Raw genomic sequence first — 14,841 nt, 5'->3', positions numbered from 1 at the left:
CAGTCTCCCAGTCGGCTTGCGTTGTCAGATCGAGGTGTAGCTACTTGCAGCCGCCGCGTCCTGCGCGACGTAGGTGCCTGCGGCGTCGGCCAGGTTCGCCTGGGCGATGTCGAGCAGCGTGTTCACTCGGGCCGAGACCTCGATGAACCGGGCGTGCGCGGCCTGGAAGGCCGCCGAGGACTCGCCCATGTGGAAGGCCTGCGACGCCTGGGCGGCCTGCTCGGCCTGGGCGATGGTGCTGCGCATCAGCGCGGCCTTGGTGCCGAACGCCGACTCGGAGGCGACCAGCTGAGGGATGTGCGCGTCGAGCATGCTCATGGCATTTCCTTTCGAGTGAATCTTTGGTCAATCGCTGTGATCTGGAAATTCCGGGATGCGCTCATTTCCCTCCCTGTGCCGACGGATCGTGGGGACTCCAGGAACCCGGCAGCATGGGATTGACGGGCCCGGTTCTGAAGGAGTCCCCCGTCAGCTCGGTCATCCCCGCGGCGTCGCCACCGCGCTTGCTGACGGCTCCGGTGAACCCCATTGGGCCGGCCCCCTTTTCGGATGCAGTGACCCTCGGCTCTGACCGCGGGTCGGGCTGCGCCGGATCGTCGTCGTAATCCATGTATTCGTCGGCGTAGGCGCGGTCCGTGATCTCACCGCACTTCTTGCGCCGACGTTTTCGACGTTCGGCCGCCGACAGTGCCGCCGCCGATGCGACGTTCGCCGAGAAGCCCGACGCGGGCACCTTGGCCGAGGCGCTGTCCCGCACGGTAGGGCTGAAACCGCCCCCCGGGTGCCCGCCGTAGACCGCGTAGGCCATCGCCGGCGCGGCCGCCGCCGGTGCCGCCGCAGGTGCGCTCGCGGGCACTGACGTGGGGGTGCCTGCGGCAGCAGACGATGGGGCCGGCGTGCCTGCCGGGGCGACGCTCGTCACCGGCAACGTGGGTTCGCGTTGAGCGGCGGCCGGAGGTTCACCGAGATCCAGCATCGGCAGATCGGTGACCTTCGGCAGCAGCTTGTCGATGATGAGAATGAGGCCGACGATGCCGAGGGTCGCCATCGCAGGCAGCAGGAACGGCGCCGCGAACACCATTGCCCAGGTTGGCCAGCCGACCAGGTTGAAGAACACCTGATAGGCCACCGCGAAGAGGAACGGGCCCCATGTCGTCAGTGCGGCAGCGGGATTGGTAAGGAAGTCGGTGAGCAGCGCCTGCAGGTTGCCGATCGGGTTCTGGATGAACTCGATGATGAGCTGTCCGCCCGGCACGTTGTTGAGATACTGCTCGAGAAGGTGCAGGATGAAGTTCGAATCATTCAGCGCAGCGGCTGAATTGACAGCCTGAGCCCGCGCAAGCAGCTGCGTGGATGCCGCACCGGTGGCGCCCGCCTCGCCGACGCCCGGAGTCAACAGCATCGGCGCCGGTTGCAGGGCCGGGGTCGCGGCGATGGTGGCCGCAGACACCGCCTGATAGGTGCTCATCGTGCTGGCTGCCTGGACCCACATTCGGATGTAGTCGGCCTCGGTGAGCGAAATAGGAATGGTGTTGACACCAAGGAAGTTCGTCGCCAACAGCGCGCCGCGCAGGGCATGGTTGGCGGCCAGTTCGACGAGGCTGGGCATGGTGACCAGGGCGGTGGAATAGGCGGCTGCCGCGGTTTCGTGCTGAGCCGCGGCGACCGCGCTCTTGGCGCCGGCCTGTGCCAGCCAGGCCAGGTAGGGCTGGTGGGCGGCGGCGTACTGCTCTGAGCTCGGCCCCTCCCAGGCGCCGGCGGCCGCCGCACCCAGCGTGGTTACCAATTCAGCTGCCACAGATGCATATTCGCCACTCAGCGATTGCCAGGCTCCCGCGGCGGCCAAGAGCGGCCCGGGGCCTGGGCCGCTGTTGAGCAGCGCCGAATGAACCTCGGGTGGGAATGCCATCCAGACGGGAGCGGTCATATCAGCCGCCGCGGGCGATCAGGTAGGTCGACGCGGCCAGTGCGTCACCGGCGGCGTAGCTGGCACCGGACTGGGTCACACCCATCCCGGCACGGCCCAGCTCCTCCACGGCCAGCGCGGCGACCGCACTGTGCTCGTTGCCGGCGGCACTAAAGCTGGCGGCCGTTTGCAGCGACACCGGGTCAGCGGCCGGCGGCACCACGACGTTCACCAGCGGCGCCGCCGCGGCGTGCGCGGCAGCGAGCCGCGCGGTCAGTGCTTCGACCGCCGCACCGGCGGCGGCCAATCCTTCGGGAACCACGCGCAGAGTCATCAGCTGAATTCCTTTCCGTTCGTACTGGCAGGCGAAACTCCCTCAGACACGAGGGGGTTCACCAATTGGACATAGGTCGCCTCTTCGCCGTCGCCGAGCAGCATGGCCCGGCCGGCAGGCAGCCTGCCGAAGCGCGCGCCGCGCAATTTGCCACCGTCGGCCGGGCTGCCCGACAACATCACGGCAGTCGCCTGGAGATCGTTGAGTCGGCGCAACAACGGCGCGGTCATCACCGCGTGGGCCGACCCGCTGGCCCTGGCGGTGACGATGACCCGCAGGCCGAGGTCGCCCGCCTCGGCTAGCAGTCCCAGCACCGGGCTCCACGGCCGCTGGCCTGCATACGGACCGCTCACCGCGGGTCCATCCGGGATCTGGTCGACGTCATCGATGATGAGGTAGTGGGTCTGGCCTTCCCTATCGGCACGGTAGCTCCAGCCCTTCAGCTGATCCGACGACAGACCGGCCGGCGGGCGGCGCTTCTCGATGAGCGCAGACAGGCCCAACATCGCCGGGGTGATCCGGTCCATGTTCGGCGTGTACTCGTTATCGGGGAACAGCGGTTCCTCGACAAGATGCAGCCGTCGATCGATGACTGTGAAGGCGACCTGGTCTTCGGTCGAGTTGTCCCGGATGCTGCGGATCAGGTGCCGCAGCAGCGTCGTCTTACCGGATCTGCTGTCGCCGAACACCATCATCAGCGGATTGCGCGCGAAGTCGATCGCCACCGGGCGCAGGTCCTCCTCGCGCTGCCCGATGACCACCTGCTCCGGACCGACGTAGACCCGGCCGACCGCGGCCGGCGTGAGCTGGGTCGGCAGCAGCCGTATCGCCGGGGCGTACACGCCGGGATGACGGGCGTTGACGACCGCGATGTCGCGTACGTCCGGGGCTGCGAACAGGAAGTGTTCGGCAGCCATGGTCAGGCCGCGTCCCGGCTGATCGGTAGGCACCCCGTCGGCGGGCCGACGTAGGGCACTGGGGCCGGCGGCCCCGTTGAGCGCGCCGACGACCCGGACATTGCTGTCGTGGGAGTCGTTGAGCTTCAGCTCCAGACGCAGCCCGAGGCCGTCCCGCATGGCCAGCGGCACCTCGAGCCAGTTCGGGGTGGTGATCACGACGTGGATGCCATAGGACAGCCCGGCGTTGACCAGCTCGGTGACCCGGGACAGCAGCGGGTTACGAGTGTTGAAGGTGTCGACGTTGTCGCGGCTGAACGCGTACAGGTTGTCGATCATCAGGAAGACCTCGCCGTAGCCGTCCTGGTAGCCACCCGAGCCGGACCGTGCCCCGGTCTCCTGGCGGGTACGCAGCAGCTGCTCCAGCTCGGCGAAGGTGCGCCGGATGAGTTCGGGTTCCAGCGGCGTCGCGACCGCACCGACGTGGGCAAGCTCGGCGACCGCGCGCAGCTGACCGCCGCCGTAGTCCAGGCAGTAGAAGCTCACCTCACCGGGTGCGTGCAGCGCGGCGGCCGACAGCATGAACGTCTGCAGCGCCGTGGACTTGCCCGATTTCGGCCCGCCGTGGATCAGCAGGTTGCCCGCCGCGGTGCCGGCGTCGAACACCAGCGCATCGCGGCGCATCTCGAAGGGCTTGTCGATCTCGCCGAGCGGCCAGCGCCATTGACGTTCCCCGATCTCGGTGCGCGCCAGCAGGTCGACGAGCGGGATGGCCTCCTCCAGCGGGGGCAGCCACAGCTGCGGTGCCCGCGGCCCGTAGTTGGCCAGCTGGTCGCCGATGGTGGCGATCAGCTTGCGCGGCGGCGGGACGTCCTCGACCTCACCGGTGACGATGACGGTGTCCGGTGCCGGTTCCACCCAGCCCGCGGTGAACAGCTGCGGCTCAGGCACGGAGTGCACGATCACGGAGTGGCCACTGCGTGGCGGGTCGTAGATGCCGTCGACGTAGGTGCTGCGGAACTTGATCGGGTTCGCGCCGGGTGCGGGCACCAGGAAACCCTCGCCCTTGTGCTCGCGGCCCGATTCGATGTGGAAGGCATCCTCGGTCCCGATGATCTGACGGCTGATCGACGGGCTGGCCACCTTCAGGCCGATGCGGTACGAGGTGTTCTTGTCGATGTCCTTGATGCGGCCCACATCCAGCGTCTGGGACGCGAAGAGGATGTGGATGCGGAACGAGCGCCCCTTGCGGGCCACGTAGTCGAACAGCTCCGCGTACTCGGGATGCTCGGCCAGCATCAGGGTGAACTCGTCGGCCACGACGAACAGCGTCGGGATGGGCGCGAGGTCATGGCCTGCGGCGATCGCGGCTTCGTATTCGGTGACCGAGTTGAAGGCGCTGCCCTGCACGATCCGGCCGGCCGCTTTGAGCAGCTGCTCACGACGGGCCACCTCACCGCGCAGGGTGTCCGCGAAACGGTCTGCCAGCGAACGCTTCTCAGCCATATTCGAGATGACGGCCACAACCTGCGGGAAGTGTCGGAAGATGTCGGCGCCGGCCTCACCCTTGAAATCCGCGTAGATGACGATGAGTCGTTCCGCGGAATGCGTGGTGAGCAGCGACAGCAGGATCGACATCAGGGTCTGGGACTTGCCGGAGCCGGTCATACCAATCATCAAGCCGTGCGGGCCCATGCCGCCTTCGGCCTCGTCCTTGAGATCGAAGATGAGCGGTTCGCCGGTCGCGGTGATCCCGATGGGCACCCGCAATTCCTCGTCTCGGTGCCGCGGCACCCACAACGCTGCCACATCGAGCGCAGAAGCATCTGGGATACCGAACAGCGTGGTGAACGTCGAGACTCCCGTCCCAGCCGTCCTCGATTGCTCAGGATTGGTGTCCCAGCGGGCCAGTCGGCGGGCAAGGTGCGCAGCCTGTGCGCTAGAGAACGTGTCCGCTGTATCGACGTAGTGCTGCCAGCCCCCGCTCTGCCACCGCTCGACGCCGCCGTTGCTGATCTTCAGGATCGGACGCTCGGGATCCGAATACTGCTCGCGGTGCGGTTCTTTGGTGGACCGGTGAATAAGCGTGGCACCCGCAGCGCCGGCGCGCGCGACCACCGCGTCGGGGTCGGCGTCGGGATCGTCCAGCAGCACCAGCAAATGCTTGCCCGAGGCCAATGCAGCGCCATTGAAGGCGTCGCGCTCGTCCAGCACCGGGGCCAGCAAGCCGTGCAGACCGTCGGCAGTGGCCGACAGGTAGCGGGCGGGGCCCACACCGTCCGCCGTGCCGGGGACGTCGGTGTGCGGCAGCCACTTCAGCCAGGACCAGTCCGCGGACTCCAGGTCCGGGGCGGCCAGCGCCACCCCGAGCACGGCCGGGTCATGCCAAGTCACGGCCTGGGCGACCCAGGCGCGCAGGGCATCGCGGACCTCGTCGGGCTCACCAAGCACGGTGATGCGGGAGACCTTTGCCAAATCGATGCCGGCTGGCGCGTTGCGTACCGTGCGGTGCACATCGAGCAGTCCGCGAAGGGTGGTGTGCGCCACCGGTTCCAGGTCGATCTCGTCGGCGGCGTCCTTGACCCGCAACGCGGTGTTGAGCGGGACATCGGTCAGACCGGTCCGCACCACCAGGAAGTCACTGTCACGGGGGTCGCGCTCCCATTGCCTGCGGGTGCCGGGCACCGCGGCGAGCAGATCGGGGTCCGGGTGCGACCACTCCAGTGCCGCACGCTGGTCGGCGGCCTGTGCACGGACGTTGTCCCGGACCACCGACAGGTAGCGCAGGTAGTCGGCGCGTTCGGCGTCGACTTCCTCAGTGCGTAGCTTGTTGTCGGATCCGCCGTAAAGCGCGGTCGCGGCGAGCAGCAGCACGAACGGGAAGAACAGCATCGTCGGGGAAATCATCCGCATACCGGTAGCGAACAGTGCAACGATCATGCCCACGATCAGGATCACGATCAAGTAGGGCAACACCCGGCGCAGGAGCGAAGGCGGCACTAGGCGAGGCAGCGACGGGGGCGCCTCGATGGTGATGGTGCCTTTACGTGCCTCCGGGGCGGGCAGACGGCGGCGCGCCTCGAAGATCAAGCGGCTCATCGGTTCTCCCCCTCGCGGCCGGACGCGACCGCGGACGACACGGCATCGTGCGCGACGAGTGCATCCGCCCTGGAAAGAGTGGGCCCGGCCGCAAACTGGGTGAGCACCGACCACGGTGCTGCCAACGGTGGCGGCGTCAGACCCAGCGCGGCCACCGTTTTGGCGTTACCGGAGGCGTCCACGCCATACCGCACGCCGGTGTCGCTGACCCAGAACGCCGAACCTTCCGGTGGCGCGCTGGCACCGGATCCGGCTGCCTGGACGAAATAACCGCTACCGGGTGTGAGCGCCACCCGGTTCGCGGTCGACCCGCCGCCGGCACCCACCAGGTCCACGGTCCGCAATCCGTCGGGCAGCGGCAGCGCGGCGCCGGAAAGCAGTCTTAGCGTGCTCTCGGCCGCATCAGCGGGCTTGGACCAGTACGCGCAGGTGACCGGTGCCGAGCCGGGTTCGGCGAGGCTGACCTCATCGGTCGGGAATGCGTCGTTGTCGATGCCCCCGGCGACCGGCAGCTTCGCCACGTCGTCGGCTCCCAGGCGGGGAGGCTGCTGCAAGCCATAGGAATTGGAGTTCCGCAGAATCGCGGCCAATACCGGTGACACCTGCTGCAGACCGTCGGCGTGGACCGCGAAGTAGCGGATGCGGTCGTCGGCCTCGTAGGCGGTAACGACGGCACCGACCGGGGCCGGGACGGGCAGCGTGAATCGTGGTGGCTCACCGGCGCCAGGCAGCGCCGGGGCGACCAGCGGCGCGGACTCCGGAATGGCATTGAAGAGACCGGGCGCGATCACCCGCGGGGCGGGGATGTCGGTTCCCAACCCGAGGGCGTCGGTGACGGCCCGGTTGCCGAGATCGATGGGACTGCGCTTACCGTTCCACAGCAGCCAGGTACCGGAGTGCACACCGCCGACGTTCTGCACGAGCACCGCCCGGTCTGCCGGCAGCGTGGCAGCCCGCTCACCCCGCTGGTCCGGCGTGCCGGCGATCACGGTGACCCCGGTGGCACGGCCGGAAACGCCATCGCACACCGTCCAGTTCGCGTCACGGGAGGTGTTCTGCACCATGCGTTCCGGCGCACCGGGGATACCGATCAGGTTGCCGCGGGCGAATTTGTCGATCTCGCTGCTCTTGACCGTGGTGGGGTTGTCGGGCTGACCGGCGATGAGCCGGGCCGAGGTGAGGTTGAGCGCCGGGTGCACAACATCACCGATCCGCACGTACAACGCCGAGGTGTCGCGGTCGGCGAGGATGGTCGAGCTGCCCGCATCACCGCCGGGGCGGATCAGGGAGAACACGAAACAACCCGCGACCACGGTGACCGACACCAGTGCGCCGACGAGGACCGCCCGGTTCTGGCTGCGCAACGGGTCGACAAGCATCCGGGTATCGTGCAGCGCGACCCCGGATGCGATGCGGCGCATCACGAATCGCCAGCCCGAGACCTGGTGCCGGGTGACGAAGCCGCGGCGATAGTCCATGCGTTTCGGGTTTTCGTTGACCGGTGTGCGCGAGGTGAACTCGTGCCGTTCTTCATTATTGTCGCTCATCGGTCGAGCGTCGCCAGTCCGAGCCCACGCAGCAGCGGGGCGGCCGATCGGTGGACGTCATCGGCGATGATGGTCATCAACTCTTCGTCGGTAAAATCGTCGGAATCTGAATGGTCCAATCGGTATTCGCGTTCCTCTTCGGAACGCTCGACGAGGTTCCTGACAAATCGGCCGTTACCGGCGATGTCGAGGCTGCGTCGCGGAGTACCGGCGGCATCCGGGGTGGAGCTGGCGGCCAGGTGGGCGAACAGTCGCTCCATCTCGTCGTGGGCCATCTCCTCGAAGACACTGTCGCGCTTCTCGGCCATCCGGCTGGCCATCTCGACGAGTTCCGGTGCGCTGTAGGACGGGAAGTCGATGGTGCGGGTGAAGCGGGATCGTAGACCTTCGTTGGTGTCCAGGAAGCGGTCCAGGTCGGCGCGGTAGCCGGCAACGATCACGACCAGCCGGTTGCGGTCGTTCTCCATCCTGGCCAGCAAGGTGTCGATGGCGACCAGGCCGAAATCGTTCTTGGCGCCGGTGGAGACCAGAGCGTATGCCTCGTCGAGGAACAGCACGCCGTCGAGCGCGCTGTCGATGATGGCGTTGGTCTTGGCCTCGGTTTCACCAATGTGCTGGCCGATGAGGTCGGCGCGGTGCACTTCTCGGACCGTCTCCTTCTTCAGCAGGCCGAGCCCGCAGTAGATCTTGGCGACCACCCGGGCGATGGTGGTCTTGCCGGTTCCCGGCGGACCGGCGAAGACCAGGTGGTTGGCCCGCTGGGCCACGGCCAGTCCGCGCTCCTGTCGCCGAATCGACATCGTCACAGAGCTTTTCAGGCGGGCCACCTGATACTTGACCTCGTCCAGGCCGATGAAGTCCGCGAGTTCGGCCTCGGCCTCTACGAGAAGGTGCGCCTTGCGCTCCTTCGCGCCCGGATCGACGAAGTCGGACTCTCCCGGTTCGGTCGCGGGGTCCCACGGGTCGCTACGCGCCTCGATGCGCGCAGCGGTGGTGGTGCCGAGGCCGAACGACCGGTCCAACAACGCCTCTTCCACCCCGGGATGCTCGGGATTGGCGGCGTACAGCTCGGCCAGCACATCGGCCGCGTCGTCGTCTTCCCCTTGGGCTCGCAGACAGAGGCCCTTCACCAGACCGCCGTCGACGGCGGCGACGGCGACGGGCCCCTCGGGATTCTCCAAATGAGACAATGCGGGAGCGAACATTCCCAGGTTTGCCAGCGCGATGGCTAGCGTCACCCTTGCCGCATGCGCATAGCGCTCGTCGAGGTTGGCGGCGTTGACCACCGGGGTGAGCGTGCGCACCACATCCGACCAGCGCTGGCTGCGGCGATAGAGGGCGACCCGCACCCAGCGTGCCTGCAACCAGGTGGGACGACGTGAGATCAGCTCCCCGACAAGCTGATCCGCGGCAGCGAACTCGCCGGCCTCGCCGAGCGTGGCCGCATACGCCAGCGCGATATCGTCGCGGCTCGTCGCCCTGAACTTCAGGTACAGGCCCGTGTCGTAGCTGAATCCGAGATCCTGTGCGCCGAGGGTGATTTCGTGGGTCAGCGCACCGAACGTACCGAGAGTCTGCCAAATGGTGGCGATGACACGGCCGGAGTTCTCGCCCGTGTCGGCGGCCGCAAGCCCGATCCAGGCGTCGCATTGTTCGCGGGCAATTCGGGTCAACTCAGTGAAACCTGACCGCGCGGCGGCCAGGTCCGCGGGCCGCTGCCGGTCGTTTACCAACAAGCCAAGCGACCGACAACAGGTCGCAAACCTGTTCACCACGTCACGGTCGACGCGCGTCCAACTTGCGTTCGGCGTGAGCGAGCTACTGACCGTGTCCATTTGTCATTCGCAGAGAAGCGCACGCCCCCTGCCGTCTCCTTAGGCTAGGCTAACTTTCGGAAGGCTAACACCGCGGCGACAGTCCTGTCGAGGCGTCCCGTGGCGTTGCCGTCAGTGATTGTGATCACCCGCAAGCAAAGTCCACCGAAGAGCTGACGCAATTCGGATACCGCCGACCACCACTCGGTACTTCAAAGCTGCCACGCATGCTGAGAAGCTGCCAGCCCCGCACTGGCCACCGATGGGCACGCCCGTGGAGGCGGTCAGCCATCAATTCCAGCAAATGTGTGCAATGCACCCTGCTGAGCCCGTGGGCGACCGAAGCGGATACTCCAATCCAGAGCCCTCGAGCAACACGTGAAGGGAATCGACACGCGATCGGGAGGCCGATGTTCGCTCCGCCACACGATGCGAGCGGTCAATCGTTGGCGGCCAGCCTCCGTCGGTAGGTTAGGCAGCCTTCGGCGTCGTTCGGTTGACACGAGGGGGCAGAAGAGAGTTCCACCTGGACAGCAGCTCACGCATTTGCGCTACATGGGGAGCTGTTGCCGAGCGCAGTTTGGCGCTCGCTTCGTCCCGCGTGAAATCTTGGATGCTCGACCGTCGGAAAGTCCGCGCACGGCTGGGTATTCGTGGGTGCAATCGTCCACCGTTGATGTTCTTGACCAGAGCTACCGCTTCCGCCGCGGAGCTGCGCCGGCGGGAATCGCTGGCGCTGGTCGACTGCAGGATTGCTGCACAATCCCATAGCGAAATCATCTGATATGCCTGCACGTTCCAAGAGCTGACCGAATGGGTGATAGACGCCGTCTCTCTGGCGCTGCCAAGCCCGCCACACCTATGAACCGCATGACCGGATACGAACCCTCGAAGCACGCGAAACAGAAGAGCGAATACCCCTGCAATGCAGGGTTTCTGGGTTCCAGTGCCATAGGCGTGGCGCCCGACGAAGTGACCCCCCTTGGCCCGAGATGCCTCAGCGGCGCAGTATGAGCGCGTCACCCTGTCCACCGGCACCGCAGAGGGCGGCGACCGCGTAACCCGATCCGCGGCGGGCCAATTCGAGGGCCGCATGCAGCGTGATCCGCGCCCCGGACATTCCGATGGGGTGACCGATCGCGATGGCACCGCCACTGGTGTTGACGCGTTCGCCGTCGATGCCGAGCTCCTTGGCCGAGGCCAGGGCGACCGCCGCGAACGCCTCGTTGATCTCGATGACGTCGAGCTGCTCGACGGTGATGCCCTCCTTGGCGATCGCCTTCTTGATGGCGTTCGCCGGCTGGCTCTGCAGCGTCGAATCGGGCCCGGCGACCACGCCGTGTGCCCCGATCTCACACAGCCACGTCAAGCCCAGTTCCTCGGCCTTGGCCTTGTTCATCACCACCACCGCGCAGGCGCCGTCGGAGATCTGCGACGCCGAACCGGCGGTGATGGTGCCGTCCTTGCCGAAGGCGGGCTTCAACCCGGCCAACGACTCGGCCGTCGTGTTGGCCCGGATGCCTTCGTCGGTGGTGAACTCGATCGGGTCGCCCTTGCGCTGCGGGATCGTCACCGGCACGACCTCCTCGGCGTAGACGCCGTCCTTCCACGCCGCGGCGGCGAGCTGGTGCGACCGCGCCGCCAACTCGTCCTGCTGGGCCCTGGTGAACGCGTCGACGTCGTTGCGCTGCTCGGTCAGGGCACCCATGGGCTGATCGGTGAAGACGTCGTGCAGACCGTCATAGGCCATGCTGTCGAGCACCGTCACGTCGCCGTACTTGTACCCGGACCGGCTGTCCATCAGCAGATGGGGCGCCTTGGTCATCGACTCCTGGCCGCCGGCCACGACGACGTCGAATTCACCGGCGCGGATCAACTGGTCGGCCAACGCGATCGCGTCGATGCCCGACAGGCACATCTTGTTGATCGTCAACGACGGCACGTCCCAGCCGACGCCGCCGGCGACCGAGGCCTGCCGGGCGGGCATCTGCCCAGCCCCGGCAGTCAGCACCTGACCCATGATCACGTACTCGACCAACGACGCGTCGACGCCGGCCTTCTCCAAGGCCCCGGCGATGGCAATACCGCCAAGATCNGCCGGCAGTCAGCACCTGACCCATGATCACGTACTCGACCAACGACGCGTCGACGCCGGCCTTCTCCAAGGCCCCGGCGATGGCAATACCGCCAAGATCACTGCCCGAGAAGTCCTTCAGCGAACCCATCAGCTTGCCAACCGGCGTACGCGCACCACTGACGATCACCGATGTCGGGTTCTGTGCCATCACAGTGCCTCCGTCAGGTCGGCTTCGGTCGCGGCGATCACATCGGCGACCGTCACACCCGGCGCGGTTTCACGTAGCAGCAGTATCCCGTCCCCCGCAACGTCGATGACCCCCAGATTGGTGATGATGCGGTCGACGACGCCTTGGCCTGTCAACGGAAGTGTGCACTGCGGCAGAATCTTTGACGCTCCACCGCGGTCGGTGTGCTCCATTAACACGATCACCCGCCCGGCGCCGTGGACCAAGTCCATGGCGCCGCCCATGCCCTTGACCATCTTTCCCGGCACCATCCAGTTGGCCAGGTCCCCGTAACGCGACACCTGCATGCCACCCAGCACGGCGGCGTCGATGTGACCGCCGCGGATCATCCCGAAGGAAATCGCAGAGTCGAAGAACGCGGCACCCGGGTTGACGGTCACCGTCTCCTTGCCCGCGTTGATGAGATCGGCGTCCACGTCGGCGTCGGTCGGATACGGGCCCGTGCCGAGGATCCCGTTCTCCGAGTGCAGGATTACCCGCACCCCAGTGTTGAGGTAGTCCGGGATCAGGGTCGGCAGGCCGATGCCGAGGTTGACGTACTGTCCGTCGGATAGTTCGGCGGCGGCTCGGGCGGCCATCTCGTGGCGGGTCCAGCCCGTGGTCAGTGTCTCGGTCATCACTTTGCTCCTTGGGTGCTACGCACGGTCCGCTTCTCGATGCGCTTGTCCTGTGCACCGGTGTGCACGATGCGTTGGACGAACACTCCGGGCAGATGTACCGCGGCCGGGTCGATGGCGCCCGGTTCGACGAGTTCCTCGACTTGCGCGATCGTGGTGCGACCCGACATGGCGGCCAGCGGGTTGAAGTTCATTGCCGTCTTGTCGAATACGAGGTTGCCGTCGGTGTCACCGACAAGAGCGTGCACCAGCGCGAAATCGGCCACGATGGCCTCTTCCAGGACGTAGCGCTTGTCACCGAACACGCGGGTTTCCTTGGGCGGCGAAGCGATGGCCACCGCTCCGTCGGAGTCGTAGCGCCACGGTATGCCACCGTCGGCGACGGGGCTTCCGACACCGGCCGGGGTGAAGAAGGCGGGTATTCCAGCACCACCGGCACGCATCCGCTCGGCCAGCGTGCCTTGCGGGGTGAGTTCCACTTCCAGTTCACCGGCGAGGTACTGGCGGGCGAATTCCTTGTTCTCGCCGACATACGACGCCGTCACCCGCCGAATCCTCCTGTTGGACAGAAGAATTCCCAACCCATGGTCGTCTACTCCGCAGTTGTTGGAAAAGACTTCGAGATCGGTGGCGTTGGAGTCGGCGATCGCTTGGATCAGGACGTCGGGGATGCCGCACAATCCGAATCCGCCAACCGCGAGCGTGGCCCCGGTAGGGATGTCGGCAACCGCGGTGGCGGCTCCGTCGTAGACCTTGGATGACATGACTACCTCTCCGTCCGCCTGCCGGACACCTCATGAAGTTCCCCAATAGTCCATTGAGGTGCGAAGAGGCGGCAAGGTGTCGCGGCGATCTGCTCGCACGGTGGGCACCTTCGAGCTATGCGTTCATCCAGTGAACGGTTAGGGTGTCGCAGGTGCGCGAATCCGGTAATCAGGTCCTCTCACGAGCGGCGGCCTTGCTGCGCGCGCTAGCCGGTGGCGCGTCAAGCGGCTTGTCGACCACCGAGGCGGCGACGGCCGCTGGGTTGCCTCGACCCACGGCCCACCGTCTCCTCACCGCCCTCCACGGCGAAGGAATGGTCGACCGAAATGCACATACCGGCCGCTGGTCTCTTGGCCCCGAGCTGTATCTGCTTGGCGCCAGCGCATCGAGTCGCTACGACATCTCCGGCGAGGCGCGTGACGTAGTCGACGTGCTCGCGCATCAGACCGGCGAAAGCGTGTTCCTCTCGGCACGCCGAGGAGACGAAACGGTGTGCGTGTCCAGCCGAGAGGGCAGCTTCCCGCTGCGGTCACACGTCTTGTACGACGGGATACGATTTCCGCTAGGTGTCGCATCAGCCGGGCTGGCCATCCTCGCACACCTGCCAGCTCGCGACATCGACGACTACTTTGCCCGCAACGACCTGCTATCCGCTTGGGGCACAAATCATTCCGAGATTTTGGTACGCGAACGCATCGCGACGACGCGCTCCACTGGGTACGCGGTCAATCCGGGCCTGATCGTCGAGGGCAGCTGGGGTATCGGTGCAGCCGTGTTCGATCGAAACGGCCAACCAGCCTGGGCGCTCAGCCTGACCGGAGTGGAGACGCGCTTTCGCTCGCCACGCATCGCCGAGATGGGGTCACTGCTCTTAGAGCAGGCGCACGAACTGTCCGTGCGATTGCGTTGACGCGCTCCACCAAGCGCTCACCAGTGGGCAACGGCAGCAGTTACAACCGGCCGACCCCACGCCTAAGAAAGCGACGCCCCGTCATCGAGGCGAAGGGGTCGAGCGTCCCCATCCTTGTTGCTGACCAAGATGTTCCAGGAGGGGTTGAACCCGGTAGCGCAGGGGCGTGGTCAAGGCGAGGATGGTGTTCGAGTGCGACACGCCACGCATGGACACCACATCTTGGATCAGGTTTTGAAGGTCGGCCTGCGTAGCCGTGGCCACCCGAACCAACAGGTCTTCGCGCCCCGTGGTGGCGTGCACCTCCAAGATCTGCGGCATCGCCGTGAGCCGATCGACGACTGACTGCAGCTGTCCCTGTTCCAGTTCCAGCGCCATGAACGCCTCGACTGCGATGCCGACCTGAGCAAGGTCAAGATCTGGGCGAAACCCGGCCAGGATCTGGTCGGCGACCATACGCCCCAGGCGAGCCTGCACGGTGTTGCGCGTGACACCCAAGGTGGACGCCAATTCCATGATGCCTGCGCGGGCGTTCTGCGCCAGCGCACCGAGCAACTCGACGTCGAGACGATCGATTCTGAGCATTTCTTGCACCTCTCGACGTGAGGGTCGCCACTGATTCAACCAAA

At 66.5% G+C, this 14,841-nt stretch carries 10 protein-coding genes and 2 pseudogenes; 1 reads left to right on the top strand and 11 read right to left on the bottom strand.

Translation table 11 applies throughout. The features are described 5' to 3' along the window. Nucleotides 1-24 precede the first annotated feature (24 nt). From ASD37_RS30655 to ASD37_RS30615, 10 genes and pseudogenes are all read right to left on the bottom strand, one after another. A complete protein-coding gene (locus ASD37_RS30655) occupies nt 25-318 on the bottom strand; it encodes a hypothetical protein (RefSeq protein ID WP_056561084.1) in 294 nt (97 codons plus the stop codon). Between the two features lie 61 nt (nt 319-379). Beyond that, the gene (locus tag ASD37_RS30650) at nt 380-1,927 is read right to left on the bottom strand and encodes a PPE family protein (RefSeq protein WP_056561082.1); all 1,548 of its coding nucleotides are present in this window, start codon (nt 1,925-1,927) and stop codon (nt 380-382) included. 1 nt (nt 1,928) lies between these two features. Next, nucleotides 1,929-2,240: a PE family protein gene (locus ASD37_RS30645; RefSeq protein ID WP_056561080.1), complete on the bottom strand. Its 312-nt coding sequence runs from the start codon at nt 2,238-2,240 to the stop codon at nt 1,929-1,931. Further along, nucleotides 2,240-6,235, bottom strand: coding sequence for a type VII secretion protein EccCa (gene eccCa / locus ASD37_RS30640; protein ID WP_056561076.1), 3,996 nt, complete (start codon nt 6,233-6,235; stop codon nt 2,240-2,242). The genes ASD37_RS30645 and eccCa overlap by 1 nt, the downstream gene beginning before the upstream one ends. After that, nucleotides 6,232-7,782 carry a type VII secretion protein EccB gene (gene eccB, locus ASD37_RS30635; RefSeq protein WP_056561073.1) on the bottom strand — a complete coding sequence of 517 codons (1,551 nt, stop codon included), beginning with the start codon at nt 7,780-7,782 and terminating at the stop codon, nt 6,232-6,234. Before eccB ends, eccCa begins: the two co-directional genes overlap by 4 nt. Beyond that, nucleotides 7,779-9,617: a type VII secretion AAA-ATPase EccA gene (gene eccA / locus ASD37_RS30630; protein WP_056561070.1), complete on the bottom strand. Its 1,839-nt coding sequence runs from the start codon at nt 9,615-9,617 to the stop codon at nt 7,779-7,781. Before eccA ends, eccB begins: the two co-directional genes overlap by 4 nt. Before the next feature lie 976 nt (nt 9,618-10,593). Next, nucleotides 10,594-11,691, bottom strand: a pseudogene (locus tag ASD37_RS30625) (acetyl-CoA C-acetyltransferase); the annotation flags it as partial. Between the two features lies 1 nt (nt 11,692). Further along, nucleotides 11,693-11,881: pseudogene (locus ASD37_RS32480) on the bottom strand (acetyl-CoA C-acyltransferase); the annotation flags it as partial. Further along, nucleotides 11,881-12,537 carry a 3-oxoacid CoA-transferase subunit B gene (locus ASD37_RS30620; RefSeq protein ID WP_056561163.1) on the bottom strand — a complete coding sequence of 219 codons (657 nt, stop codon included), beginning with the start codon at nt 12,535-12,537 and terminating at the stop codon, nt 11,881-11,883. The pseudogene ASD37_RS32480 and the gene ASD37_RS30620, both read right to left, overlap by 1 nt. Continuing rightward, nucleotides 12,537-13,301 carry a CoA transferase subunit A gene (locus ASD37_RS30615; protein ID WP_056561067.1) on the bottom strand — a complete coding sequence of 255 codons (765 nt, stop codon included), beginning with the start codon at nt 13,299-13,301 and terminating at the stop codon, nt 12,537-12,539. The genes ASD37_RS30620 and ASD37_RS30615 overlap by 1 nt, the downstream gene beginning before the upstream one ends. A gap of 143 nt (nt 13,302-13,444) precedes the next feature. Here ASD37_RS30615 and ASD37_RS30610 point away from each other — a divergent pair, with 143 nt between their 5' ends. After that, entirely contained in the window at nt 13,445-14,212 is a 768-nt protein-coding gene (locus ASD37_RS30610) for an IclR family transcriptional regulator (protein ID WP_370073108.1), read from the top strand. A gap of 81 nt (nt 14,213-14,293) precedes the next feature. Here ASD37_RS30610 and ASD37_RS30605 read toward each other — a convergent pair whose 3' ends face one another. Then, the gene (locus tag ASD37_RS30605) at nt 14,294-14,797 is read right to left on the bottom strand and encodes an Lrp/AsnC family transcriptional regulator (RefSeq protein WP_056561064.1); all 504 of its coding nucleotides are present in this window, start codon (nt 14,795-14,797) and stop codon (nt 14,294-14,296) included. Nucleotides 14,798-14,841 lie beyond the last annotated feature (44 nt).

The sequence above is a fragment of the Mycobacterium sp. Root135 genome (assembly GCF_001426545.1).
Taxonomy (GTDB): Bacteria; Actinomycetota; Actinomycetes; order Mycobacteriales; family Mycobacteriaceae; genus Mycobacterium.
Note: the sequence above shows the minus strand (reverse complement) of the source record. Positions and strands in the feature narration are given on the sequence as shown.